The 12,375-nt window shown below is 74.7% G+C and carries 6 protein-coding genes; 4 read left to right on the top strand and 2 right to left on the bottom strand.

Features of this window, described 5'->3' with window-relative positions; all coding sequences use genetic code 11:
* The first annotated feature begins 47 nt into the window (after nucleotides 1-47).
* A complete protein-coding gene (locus AB0A65_RS24950) occupies nucleotides 48-914 on the top strand; it encodes a serine hydrolase (RefSeq protein WP_359954980.1) in 867 nt (288 codons plus the stop codon).
* On the opposite strand, the gene AB0A65_RS24945 is transcribed toward AB0A65_RS24950, so the two are convergent.
* Nucleotides 908-1,207, bottom strand: a complete 300-nt coding sequence (locus tag AB0A65_RS24945) for a LysR family transcriptional regulator (RefSeq protein WP_359955106.1) — start codon at nucleotides 1,205-1,207, stop codon at nucleotides 908-910. The genes AB0A65_RS24950 and AB0A65_RS24945 overlap by 7 nt on opposite strands.
* A gap of 91 nt (nucleotides 1,208-1,298) precedes the next feature.
* Here AB0A65_RS24945 and AB0A65_RS24940 point away from each other — a divergent pair, with 91 nt between their 5' ends.
* Complete coding sequence (locus AB0A65_RS24940) at nucleotides 1,299-2,243, top strand: MBL fold metallo-hydrolase (protein WP_359954978.1); 945 nt, start codon at nucleotides 1,299-1,301, stop codon at nucleotides 2,241-2,243.
* Entirely contained in the window at nucleotides 2,233-3,066 is an 834-nt protein-coding gene (locus tag AB0A65_RS24935; protein ID WP_359954975.1) for an MBL fold metallo-hydrolase, read from the top strand. The genes AB0A65_RS24940 and AB0A65_RS24935 overlap by 11 nt, the downstream gene beginning before the upstream one ends.
* Here the strand turns inward: AB0A65_RS24935 and AB0A65_RS24930 are convergent.
* The gene (locus AB0A65_RS24930) at nucleotides 3,063-4,256 is read right to left on the bottom strand and encodes a histidine kinase (RefSeq protein ID WP_359954972.1); all 1,194 of its coding nucleotides are present in this window, start codon (nucleotides 4,254-4,256) and stop codon (nucleotides 3,063-3,065) included. The two genes, AB0A65_RS24935 and AB0A65_RS24930, sit on opposite strands and share 4 nt — an antisense overlap.
* Nucleotides 4,257-4,728: 472 nt before the next feature.
* Between AB0A65_RS24930 and AB0A65_RS24925 the strand changes: the two genes are divergently transcribed.
* Nucleotides 4,729-12,354, top strand: a complete 7,626-nt coding sequence (locus tag AB0A65_RS24925; RefSeq protein ID WP_359954969.1) for a SpvB/TcaC N-terminal domain-containing protein — start codon at nucleotides 4,729-4,731, stop codon at nucleotides 12,352-12,354.
* The last annotated feature ends 21 nt before the right edge of the window (nucleotides 12,355-12,375 follow it).

Genomic DNA, 12,375 nt, shown 5'->3' with positions numbered 1-12,375 from the left:
ATGTCGCACCCGGCGGGTACCGTGGTCCGTCGAGTATGAGGGGGCGAATGGTGCAGGCGCTGATCGACGGGTTCTTCGCGCCGCTCGGCGCCACCGCGAAGGCCCACATCCGCGACCTCGGCGACGGCCGCGGCATCGGCGTGCGCGAAGACGAACCGGTGATCCTCGTGTCCGTCGTCAAACTGTTCATCGCGTGGGAGTTCCGCCGCCAGGTCGAGGAGGGCCTCGTCGACCCGGCCGCGCCGGTCCGCACCACCTCGGCCGACCGCCTCGGCGGCACCGGGACCGCCGGGTTCCGGTACGACTCGCAGATCAGCGCGTGGGACCTCGCCGCGCTCATGATGGAGGTCTCCGACAACTCCGCGGCCGACCTCGTCACCGCCCGCATCGGCGCCGCGAACCTGCGGAGCCTCCCGGCCCGCCTGGGGCTCAAGGGGACCCGCCTCATCGGCCCGCCGCGCACGATCCTGGAGGACGTGGCCCGCGACCTCGACGTCTCCGACCTCCAGGCCCTCGCGCACGTCCTCAGCGCCGGGGCCGTCACCACCGCGGAGCTGCGCGCCACGAGCGCCTGGGACCCCGCCCGCACCAACGTCTCCACCTGCGCCGACCTCACCGCGTTCATGCGGCATATCTGGAACGGGCCCGAGCCGATCGCCGCCGACCTGCGCACCTGGACGGGCCGCCAGCTCACCGGCGGGCGCCTCTCGCGCCTCGCCCCCAGCGAGGTCCAGGTCCACGGCCGCTCCGGGTCGCTGCCCGGCTGGCTCAACGAGGTCGCCGTGTGGGAGTGGCCCGACGGGCGCCGCCACGCCATCAGCGTCTCCGCGCAGCCCACCGGGCGGAACTTCCGCGAAGTGGAACTCGCCATGAGCCGCACCGCCCTCGCGCTCACCGAGGCGATGGGTCAGTAGAGCGCGCTCCACGGCCGCGGCGGGTCCGCCGGGTCGGTCGCCGCCGCGCGCGCGACCAGGGACCGCATCCGCTGGTGCTGGCGCAGCAGGGCCGGGGCCTCGCGCATGAGCACGTCCCCGGCGGCCGTCAGGGCCACCTGGCCGCCGCTGCGGTCGAACAGCTCCGCACCCAGCTCCTTCTCCAGCCGCCGGATGCGCTGGCTCAGCGGCGGCTGCTCCATGCCGAGGCGCTCGGCGGCCCGCCCGAAGTGACGTTCTTCACCGACCGCCAGGAAGCACTCCAGGTGCCGCATGATGTCCACGGAGCCACGATATCAACGCGCATATCAGGTCATACGCGCGTTGATATTGGACGGACGGGACGATCCGGGCTTGACTGTCGCGATGACCGAGAAACGAGACCGGACCCCGGCCCTCCAGCGCCGGAACCTCCTGAAAGGCACCGGCGTCGCCGCCGTGGCGGCAGCGGCCGCCGGGGGCGGCGTGGCCGCGGCCCAGACCGACACCGCGGGGGTGCGCCTGCGCTGGCTCGGCACGAACGCGTGGGAGTTCACCACCGAGGCCGCGACGGTGCTCATCGACCCGTGGGTGAGCCGCTTCCCGACCGGCGCCTACACCAGCGGCGGCGCCGACCCTGAGACCAAGATCGAGGTCCACGAGGACGTCATCGACGAGCACCTGCCGAAGGCCGACACGATCCTGGTGACCCACGGGCACTGGGACCACATCGCCGACGTCCCGTACCTCGCCGGGCGGACCGGCGCGACGGTCCTCGGCACCGAGACGCACCTGAACCTCATGCGCGCCATGGGCGCCCCGGACGACCAGCTGTCGCAGGTGGCGGGCGGCGAGCTGTACCAGTTCGAGGGCTACACCGTCGAGGTCTTCCGCTCCTCGCACTCCACCTCCGGGGAGCACAAGCGCATCCTGTTCGGCGGCACCCGCCCCGGTGAGGTCCCCAAGCGCCCCAAGAGGATCAAGGACCTCATCGAGGGCGGCAGCCTCACCTACCTGCTCGACTTCGGCGGCGTCTCGTTCTTCAACATGGGCTCGGCGAGCGTCCACCACCACGAGATCGAGGGCGTCCGCCCGACCGTGCTGTTCCTCCAGCCCGGCGGCGGCCACACCCCCGACTTCGTGGAGCGGGCCCTCGAATCGACCGGGTTCCCGCCGTACGTGGTCGCCTCCCACTGGGACGACTTCGACGAGCCGCTCACCGAGCCCGCAGTCAAGGGCGGCGACTGGGAGGCCCTGCGCGACCGCGTGGCCGCCGCGAGCCCCGACACCGAGTTCCTGCTCCTCGACCACCTGGAGAGCCATGACTTCTGAGGTCACCGTCCGCTGGCTGGGCACCAACGCCTGGGAGATCACGGGCGGCGGGACCACGGTCCTGATCGACCCGTACGTCTCGCGCACCTACACGGGCGCGACGGTGCCGGGGGAGTTCGACCCCGACACGCCGATCACCGTGGACGAGAGCGCCGTGGACGAGCACATCGGCACCGCCGACTCGATCCTCATCACCCACGCGCACTTCGACCACATCGCCGACGTCCCGTACGTCGCCGAGAAGACCGGCGCCACCGTCCTCGGCACCGAGACGCACCTGAACCTGCTGCGCGCCATGGGAACCCCGGACGAGCAGCTGTCGCAGGTCGGCGGCGGGGAGCTGTACCAGTTCGACGGGTACACCGTGGAGGTCTTCCGGTCCTCCCACGGCGTCTCCGGGAAGCACAAGACGCTGCTGTTCCCCGGCACCCGACCCGGGCCGGTCCCGGCGAAACCCGAGGCGATCAAGGACCTCGTGGAGGGCGGGAGCCTCGCGTACCTCGTGACGTTCGGGGAGACCTCGTTGTTCTTCAACGGCCTGCCGTCGTTCCACGAACGCGAGGTCGCCGGGGTGCGGCCCACGGTGCTGTTCATGCAGGGCCCCAACCCGGCCTACCCGGACTACGTGGAGCGGATGCTCGCGGCCACCGGGCGCCCGCCGTACATCGTGCCGACCCACTGGGACGACTACGAAGCGCCCCTGAAGGACCCGGCCGTGGACCTGTTCGGCGCGGCGGCCCTCGGCGAACTCGTCGCCGCCGCGAGCCCGGAGTCGGAGTGGGTCCTGCTCGACCACCTGGAGTCGCACACCTTCGGCGGTTAGCGGCGGCGGACCCTCCTGGGGACCCGCGGCGCCTGGCGCGGCCGGAGGGCCACGGGCTTCGGGAGGGTCCCCCTGATGGTCCACTCGCCGTTGTCGAGGGCGTGCTCCACGGAGCCGCCGGCCTCGTCGAACCGCTTGGCGAGCATGGAGAGTCCGTTCCCGTCCCCGGCGGCCTCGGCGGCGCCGTCGTTGACCACCGTGACGGTGACGTGGGCGTCGACCTCCAGGATCGACACGTTCGCGGCGGTCGGCTCGGCGTGGCGGATGAGGTTCGTGGTCGCCTCGCGCACGAGGAGGCCCAGCAGCCGCTCGGTGTCCTCGTCGAGGTCCGGCGACGCGTCCGGCACCGTCGCGTCCACGCCCGCGGACTTGAGAATTCTTGCGGCCGAGTCGATCTCGTCGGCCAGCGCGGTCTTGCGGTAGCCGCCGACGACGGCCCGCATGTCGCGCAGGGCCTCGCGCGCCAGCTCCTCGACCGCGCGGACCTCCGACGCGGCCAGCTCCGGGTCGGTCTCCTGGAACCGGCGCGCCACCTGGGCCTTGAGCATGATCGCCTGGAGGTGCCCGCCCTGGACGTCGTGCAGTTCGCCCGCGAACCGCAGCCGCTCCTCGGCGATGGCGAGGTCGGCGGCGAGGCCGCGGGCCTGCTCCAGCTCCTGCGCGACCCGGTAGTGCCACAGCTGGCACACGATGCCGATGGCGATCGAGGGCGCCAGGACCACCGTCGTCAGCAGCGACCCGAAGTCCATGAGGCCCAGGCCCATCGCGAAGCCCGAGACCGCGCCGGTGGCGGCCGTCCCGAGCAGGACCGCGAGCGAGCGGCGCCCGGGACGCGACCACAGCATCGCGCCCTCGGCGACGAGGAGCCCGGCCGGGGCGCCCCACGCGGGGCTGATCCCGCCCGATCCTGCCTCCGCCGCGGCGCCCGCGAGCAGCAGCGCGAGCGAGGCGGCCCAGAGGATGCGGCGGCGCAGCGGGCCCTGGCCGTGCCAGTGGAGCGCGAGCCCGGAGGTGCACAGGGCGACCGATCCGACGGCCGCGCCCGCGGCGAGCGGGTTCGCGTTCTCGCCGGCGCCGGCGATGAACAGCGCGGCCATGGCGAGGGCCAGCGGGCCGGAGCCGATCACGGTGAAGAGCGTGTAGGTGCGCAGGCGGCGCAGGTCGCGCGCGGGGGCCGGTTCGGGGGTCACCCCGAGATTCAACCACCCTGGGCCGCGGCCGCCTCCGGTGGACACCGCGGCACGGGGCGATCCGGTTCCCCCGGCCCTTCGCGGTATTCGTTCCGCCCGTTATTCCGCAATGCGAGCGAATGGTCCCGGCGGCCGGGCCGCGCGGTCCCGGACGGCGACCGCTTGCCGCATCATTCGCGGGGCCCCATCGCACGCGACGGCCCGATAGCATCTAATGAGCAGGCTGACTCGCCCTGAGCACCAGCGGAGCGGCTGCCGTCAAGAGTCCACATTATTCAGTCTCGGGACTCATTCGACCAATTCGCGACCGCTCCCGAAAAGCCGGTCATTGTACTATTCTCCCGCGTCGAAAACAGTCCCCGAATTGGTCCGTACGGTCAATTGTGCGGCCGACCACATCGCATTACGCTCCGTTATCAGGCACCCCCTCAAGTGCCTTTCAACGACCTTTCCCAGCAAAGGGGCCGCGATCGTGGACTCCTACCGCGGCGGAGCCGAGCACCCGATGCAGCGGCCGGGACCGCCCTCGCCGGACGACCGCGGCCCCGCCGCGCCCGCCCCCGTCGGGCCCGGCGCCCCCGAGCTGCCCGCCGTCGGCAACCCGCCCGCCCGCCTCGGCGAGACCTTCCGCACCGACCCCGTCACCGGCTCCGCGACCCTCACCGTCCCGCTGCCCCTGAGCCCCGGCCGCGGCGCCCCGACGCTCGCCGCCGCCTACGACTCCGCAAGCGGCCCAGGGCTGTTCGGCTACGGCTGGGACCTCCCGCTCCCGCGCATCGCCCGCCGCACCGACCGCGGCCTGCCCCGCTACCTCGACACCGGCGACGGCGTCGGGGAGTCCGACGTGTTCCTCGCCGCCGACGCCGAGGACCTCGTCCCCGACGCCGCCCCGCCCGTGCTGCGCACCGTCGCCGGGACCGAGTACCGCGTCCAGCGCTACCGGCCCCGCCTCGACGACGGCACCGGCCGCGTCGAACGCTGGACCAATACCGCCGACCGCGCGGACGTCAAGTGGCGCACCCTCTCCGGCGACAACGCCACCGCCTGGTTCGGCGAGGGCCCCGAGAGCCGCGTCAGCGACCCCGCCGACCCCGCGCGCATCTTCGCCTGGCTCGTCAGCTTCACCCACGACGACAAGGGCAACGCCGTCGCGTACGAGTACGCCGCGGAGGACGGCGCGGGCGTCGACACCGGCACCGCCGCCGAAGCGGCCCGCACCGACCGCACCGCCGCCCGCCACCTCAAGCGCGTCCGCTACGGCAACACCGCCCCCTACCGGCCCGTCCTCGCCCCCGGCCAGCCCGCGACGCCCCGCCCTGACTCGTGGATCTTCACGCTCGTCCTCGACTACGGCGACCACGACCCGGACCTGCCGCTCGCGGCCCCGGACCGGCCCTGGGCCGTGCGCCCGGACCCCTACTCCGACCGCCGCCCCGCCTTCGAGGTCCGCCACTACCGCAGGTGCCTGCGCGCCTTGATGTTCCACGACCTCCCCGAACTCGGCGCCGGCCCGACCCTCGTGCGGTCCGTGGCCTTCGGCCACGAGACCGACCCCGTCGGCGGCGACTCCCGCCTCACCTCCGTGACCACCAGCGGGCACCTCCGCGACGGCGACGACTACACCACCGCCGGCACCCCGCCCCTCGCGCTCCACTACGCCCCCGCGGAGATCGACCCCACCGTGCGCGACGTGCACGCCGAGCACCTCCCCGCCGGGCTCGACCTCACCGACCACACCTGGGTCGACCTCGACGGCGACGGCGTCGCCGGGGTCCTCACCGCCCTCAGCGGCGCCTGGTACCACCTGCGCAACACCAGCCCCCTCGGCGACGACGTCAGCTTCGGGCCCGCCCTGCCCGTGCCCGCCCGCCCCTCCGACGGCCCCGCCGCGCCCGCCACCGACCTCCTCGTGGACGTCGACGGCACCGGCGTCCCCGACCTCGTGCGCCTCGGCCCCGCCGGGACCGGCCGCGCCCGCCGCGGCGAGGACGGCGACTGGGAGGCCGTGGCGCCCTTCGCCTCCCAGCCAGGCGTGGACCTCCAGCGCGCCGACGTGCGCCTCGCCGACCTCACCGGCGACGGCCTCTCCGACCTCGTCGTCGCCGACGCCGCCGGGACCCGCTGGTGCGAGGGCCTCGGCGCCGACGGCTTCGCCGCCCCCCGCCCCCTCGACGGCCCCGATCAGCCCGGCCTCCTCGAATCCTCCGCGTCCGCCGCCGTCCAGTTCGCCGACATGACAGGCGACGGCCTCCCCGACCTCGTGCGCATCGCCAACGGCACCGTCACCTACCGCCCCAGCCTCGGACACGGCCGCTTCGGCCCCGAGACCGCCATGGACGACGCCCCCTGGTTCGACAGCCCGGACGCCTTCGACCCCCGCCGCGTGCTCCTCGCCGACCTCGACGGCAACCGCCGCGCCGACCTCGTCTACCTCGCCGCCGACGGCGTCCGCCTCTACGCCAACCGCGGCGGCGACTCCTGGGGCCCCGCCCGCGCCCTCACCGGCCTCCCCGCGAACGACAACCGCCGCCGCGTCTCCGTCGTGGACCTGCGCGGCACCGGCACCGCCTGCCTCGTCTGGTCCACGTCCCTGCCCTCCACCGCGCCCCTGCGCTACATCGACCTGCTCAGCGCCGGGCGCCCCCACCTCCTCACCGGGTACGACAACGGCGTCGGCGGCGAGGTCCGCGTCGAGTACCGCTCCTCCACGTCCTTCGCGCTGGCCGACGAGCAGGCCGGGCGGCCCTGGCCCGCGCGGCTCCCGTTCCCGGTCGCGTGCGCGCACCGCGTCACCCGCACCGACCGCGTGCGCGAGACCGTGTTCACCGCCGTCACCGGCTACCACGACGGCTACTTCGACCCCGCCGAACGCGAGTTCCGCGGCTTCGGCATGGTCGAGACCGTCGACACCGAGGCGTTCGAGCTCCTCCCCGAGGGCGCCAACACCGCCGACGCGGACCTGCACCAGGCGCCCGTGCTCACCCGCACCTGGTTCCACACCGGCGCCGCCGCGGCGACGGGGGACCGGCTCCTCCACGCCCGCCGCGACCAGTACTGGGACAACCCCGACCTCGCCGAGACCCCCGTCCCCGAGCCCGAGATCCCCACGGGCCTCACCGACGACGAGTACCGGCAGGCGTGCCGCGCGTTCAAGGGCACCGCCCTGCGTACCGAGGTCTTCGGCCTCGACGACGCCCCCGAGTCCGTCCACCCCTACGCCGTCAACGAGGCCGCGTACACCGTCGTCCTCCGCCAGCCGCAGGGGAACCGGCACCACGCCGTGTTCCAGCTCCTGCCCACCGAGGCCGTCACCCGCACCTACGACCGGGTCCCCGGCGACCCGCGCACCGCCCGCACCGTCGTCCTGGAGACCGACGACCTCGGCCTGCCCGTGCGCACCGCGACCCTCGCCCACGGCCGCACCGCCCCCGATCCCTCACTGCCGCAACCGGTGCGCGAGGCCCAGGCCCGCACCATCGGCGGCTACCTGGAGACCGAGTACACGCCCGACCTCGACGGCCCCGACCTCCACCGCCTCCGCCAGGTCTGCGAGACCCGCTCCTACGAGCTCGCCGGGCTCCCCGCCGGACACCACCCCGCCGCCGACCTCGACGCGTTCGCCGCCGCGGCCGACCGCGTCCCCTACGAGGCGGTGGACGAGGACGGCACCGTCCCCGCCCCCGGCGGCCCGGTCCTGCGCCTCACCGGCCGCACCCAGGTCCTCTTCCGCGCCGACGACCTCACCGGCCCGCTCCCCCTCGGCACCCACGACACCCTCGGCCTCACCTACCGCACCCGCCGCCTCGCGTTCACCGACGGCCTCGTCGCCGCCCACTACGACGGCACCGTGGACGCGACCGAACTCGCCGGCGCCGGGTACGAGCCCCTCGACGGCGGCTGGTGGGCCACCTCCGGGACCGCGGTCTACGCCCCCGACGCCGCCGACCACTTCTACCTCGCGTCCGGCGCCGCCGACCCCCTCGGCGCCGTCACCGAGATCGAGCACGACGCCCACGACCTCGCGATCACCCTGGTGCGCGACCCGATCGGCCACGAGGCCCGCACCGAGCACGACTACCGCGTCCTCGCCCCGCGCGCCGCCGTCGACCCCGCCGGGAACCGCGCCGAGGTCCGCTACGACGCCCTCGGCGCGCCCGTCGCCAGCGCCCTCGTCGGCCGCCCCGGCGAGCCCGGCATGGACACCCTCGACGACCCCTCCGCCACCATGGACTACGACCTGTTCGCCTGGGCCGACCGGCAGGAGCCCGTCTCGGTGCGCCGCCGCCACCGCGAGCGCCACGGCGACCCCGGCTCCGAATGGCGCGAGTTCCACGCCTACTTCGACGGCTCCGGCACGCCCGTCCTCGTCAAGGCCCGCGCCGCCGCCGGGAAGGCCAAGACCTGGGACCCCGCCACCGGCACCGTCTCCGAAGTGGACGCCGACCCGCGCTGGATCGGCTCCGGCCGCGCCGTGTTCAACAACAAGGGCCTCGCCGTCAAGCAGTACGAGCCGTACTTCTCGGCGACCCACGAGTTCGAGTCCGCGACCGCGCTCGTCCAGACCGGCGTCACCTCCGTCACGACTTTCGACCCGATCGGCCGCGCCGTCCGGGTCGACCACCCCGACGGCACGTTCGCGCGCACCGACTCCGGGCCGTGGGGGAGCACCGCCCACGGCCCGGGCGACACCGTCCTGGACTCCGCCTGGTACGCCGAGCGCGGCGCCCCCGACCCCGCGGGCCCCGAACCGGCCGACCCGGACGAGCGCGCCGCGTGGATCGCCGCGCAGCACGCGGGCACGCCCGGCCGCACCCACACGGACGCCCTGGGCCGCACGCTCCTCACCGTCTCCGACAACGGCGGCGGCGACCTGCGGAACCTCCGCGGCGACGGCGACGCCACGGGCGGGTTCACCCGCCAGTTCGACGCCCGCGACCGCCTCGTCACCTCCGGCGTCGCCGACCTCCTCGGCCGCGCCGTCACCGGCGAGTCCGCCGAGCGCGGCCGTCGCTGGCACCTCTCCGACGTGGGCGGGCGCCTGGTGCGGGCCTGGGACGAGCACGGCCGGTCCAGCCGCGTCGAGTTCGACGGCGCCCACCGGCCCGTCGCGTCCTTCGCGACCGAACCCGGCGAGGGCGAGACCGCGATCGGGCGCGTCGTCTACGGCGACGCGCACCCCCAAGCGGCCGAACGGAACCTGACCGGCCGCATCCACATGGTCTTCGACGCCGCCGGGGTCGTCGTGTTCGAGCGGTACGACCACAAGGGCGCGCCCCTCGACGTGGTGCGGCGCCTGTGCGCCGACCCCGCGACGGACCCCGACTGGGGGGCGCTCGTCGGCGTCGAGGACCCCGCCCTCGTCCTCGCCGCCGCCGGGCCCCTCCTGGAGCCCGACGAGACCACCACGGCCGCAACCTACGACGCCCTGGGCCGCCCGCTGTCGGTCACCATGGCCGACGGCACCGTCCTCACCCCCACCTACGACCCCGGCGGGCTCATCGCGGAACTGCGCGCCAGGATCGGCGGGACCGGCCCGCTCCGGACCTACCTCGCCGGGCAGGAGCACGACGCGCTCGGGCGGCGCCTGCTCGCCGAGTACGGCAACGGGCTCGCCACCGCGTACGCCTACGACCCGCTGAGCCGCAGGCTCGACGGGGTCCGCACGGCCCCCGTCGCCGGTGCGGCCGTGCAGGACCTGGCCTACACGTACGACGCGTCCGGGAACGTCGTGGAGTGCGCCGACGCCGCCCAGCAGTCCCTGTTCTTCGACGGCGCGTTCGTGCCCGCCCGGATGCGGTTCCGCCACGACGCGATCGGGCAGCTCGTCGAAGCCTCCGGCCGCGAGCACGCCGCGAACGGCCAGACCGGCCCCGCCGACCCCGTCGGCGCGCCCCTGCCCCACCCCAACGACACCGCGGCCGTGCGCAACTACCGCCAGGAGTACGCCTACGACGACCTCGGCAACCTCACGTCCATGCAGCACTTCGCGAACGGCGGCGGCGGATGGACCCGCCGCTACCGGTACGCCCACGACGCCGACCTCGCCGACCGGCGCAACCGCCTCGCCTCCACCTCCGCGCCCGGCGACGACCCCGACGGCCCCTACACGCACCAGTACACGCACGACGCGTACGGGAACCTCACCTCCGCACCGCACCTCGCCGTCCTCGACTGGGACCGCCGCGACCAGCTGCGCCGCGTCGACCTCGGCGGCGGCGGGACCGCCTGGTACGCGTACGACGGCAGCGGCGCGCGGCTACGCAAGGTCATCCAGCGCCAAGGCGGCCTGCGCACCGAGCGCCGCTACTTCGGCACCGTCGAGGTCTACCGGGAGTGGATGAACGGGGTGCTGCGCCTGGAGCGGCGCACGATCCACCTCGCCGACGAGACCGGACCGTTCGCTGTGGCGGAGGTCATCGTCCACGACCCGGGCGGCATCGGCGGTGCGTCCGTGGGTGAGGTGGTCGATCGCTACCAGTGCGGCGACCGCATCGGCTCGGCCACCGTGGAGACCGACGACGCGGGCGCCGTCGTCTCCTACGAGGAGTACCACCCGTTCGGCTCCACCGCCTACCGCGCCTCCCGCCCCGGCACCGACCTGTCGCTCAAGCGGTTCCGCTTCCACGGCAAGGAGAGGGACGAGGAGACCGGTCTCGACCACTCCGGCGCCCGCTACTACGCGCCGTGGCTCGGCCGGTGGACCAGCGCCGACCCGGCGGGCACCGCCGCGGGCCCGAACCTGTACCGCTACTGCGGGAACGACCCCGTCGGCCGCGTCGACCCGACCGGCACCCAGGACCACACCCCCGACGGCCACCCCATCGTCAGCTTCCCGTCCGCCGACACCACGGTGTGGAACGACCCGAACTCGACGCCCGCGCAGATCCTCCGCGAGGCCCAGAAGGACTACCCGCACCTCCGCGAGACGCCGCGCTTCGAAGAGGGACGGTGGCACTTCCCCGACCTCATCGTCGACGAGAACGGCGAAGTCGAGGTGCCGGGCGGCGGCGCCGGGGACGCCGCCACCGACGACCCGGCGCCCGCGACCGACGCGGGTGCGGGCGCCGACGCGGGCGCCGGGTCGGACGAGGGCACCGGAGGCGGCGACGGCGGCACCACCACGGGCGACGGCGGGGACGGCAGCGGCGACGCGGGCACCGGCGCCGGTGACGCCGGGACCGGCGCGGACGCGAACGACTCCCCGGGGGACACCGAAGGCGTCCCCGGGACCATCGGCACCTCCACGAGCCTCGTGCCCTCCGCGGCCGAGCGGTTCATCTGGCACTTCCGCTTCCCGCGCGAAGGCGTCGAGGGGTCCCGCCGCGGCCAGATCCTCGAATGGCTGTGCGGCGTCCCCTGGCGCGACAACACCGCCGGGCACGACGTCGTCACCGCCACCGAAGTGCGCCAGATCAAGTCGACCGGGCAGCTCTCCGACGTCGGCGACATCGCCCGCGCCGCCACCCGCGACGCCGCCGGGTCCATCGCGGGCGACCCCGCGCTCGCCGGACGCAACCCCCGGGCCGTCATCATCACCGAGACCGACGTCCCCGCGAGCATCACCAACGACATCACCACCGCGACCAACCCCGGCCGCGGCCGCCGCATCCCGCCCGGCGCCCAGACGCCCGAGCACATCCGCGGCTTCCCCGGACGCGCCGGGACCGCCGCGCGCGTCCTCACCGGCGTCGGCACCGCCCTGTCCGCGGCCGCCCTCGCCTACGACATCTACCAGGGCGACTACGCCATGGCCGTCGGCGACGCCCTCGGCACGGTCGGCGGCGGGCTGGAGCTGTACGCGCTGGCCGTCCCGGGGGCCACGGTCGCCGGCGTCAGCGCGATGACCGCCGGACTCGTCATCGGCGGCCTCGGCATCGCCGCCACCTCGGCCGTCAGCGGCTACCGCGCCTACCAGCGCGGTGACGTCCCCGGCGTCGTCGCCGGAGCCGTGGGCGTCGGCGCGGGCCTCGCCATCGCGGCGGGCGCCATCGGGATCGCCGCGGGCATCGCGGGCGCCCCCGTCCTCCTCGCCGTCGGCATCGTCGCGGCCATCGGCGTCGGCATCTTCCACCTCGGGCGCGCATTCGACTGGTGGTAAGGCCGCACCCCCTCTCCAAGA

It is taken from the genome of Glycomyces sp. NPDC047010 (assembly GCF_040644205.1).
In the GTDB taxonomy this organism is placed as follows: Bacteria; Actinomycetota; Actinomycetes; order Mycobacteriales; family Micromonosporaceae; genus Glycomyces.
Note: the sequence above shows the minus strand (reverse complement) of the source record. Positions and strands in the feature narration are given on the sequence as shown.